Source organism: Mesorhizobium sp. M7D.F.Ca.US.004.03.1.1 (assembly GCF_003998635.1).
GTDB lineage: Bacteria > Pseudomonadota > Alphaproteobacteria > Rhizobiales > Rhizobiaceae > Mesorhizobium > Mesorhizobium loti.
This window is the reverse complement of the sequence record NZ_RZQG01001785.1, coordinates 1-461: the sequence shown is the minus strand read 5'-3', so window position 1 is coordinate 461 and position 461 is coordinate 1. Positions and strand designations below refer to the sequence as shown.

The 461-nt window shown below is 56.2% G+C and carries 1 protein-coding gene; it reads left to right on the top strand.

Features of this window, described 5'->3' with window-relative positions; genetic code table 11:
* On the top strand, positions 1-461 hold a 461-nt coding region (locus EN935_RS40025; RefSeq protein ID WP_206534741.1), incomplete at both ends, for an SrfA family protein.

The following is a 461-nucleotide window of genomic DNA, read 5'->3' as shown; positions in this document are numbered from 1 at the left end:
GGTGAAACCCTTTTTACGCAGTGGCAGTTTAGATGATGTGCTTGCATTGGGCGAAAATGGGCAACCGGTTTACGCCTGCGCTCTGCAATTGCGAGAAACATTGCGCATTCGCCAACAGCAACAGGCCGCCGACTGCCTGGCTGTCCCGCAGCCGAACGAAACGGGTACCCGCATTGACTGGTATTCCCCTTTCCCTGGGAAAGTGACCTCCTGGCTGGCAGCGAGTGATGCCCAACTCGCTCAGGCCTTACAGGTGCTGGAACAAAGTCTGGCGACATTTCGTGATCTGGTCGCAAAGACGCAGACCAACCCACACCCCAGCCACCGTCTGTTTGGTGCATTGCTGGCCAGGGCAATGCAAATCCCTGACCCAAACCATATTTATCTGGTCGATGGCAAACCGGTATTGACCTTCTGGGGCTTTATCAAGCCGCCGGCTCAGTGTCAGGATGACCCGCTGG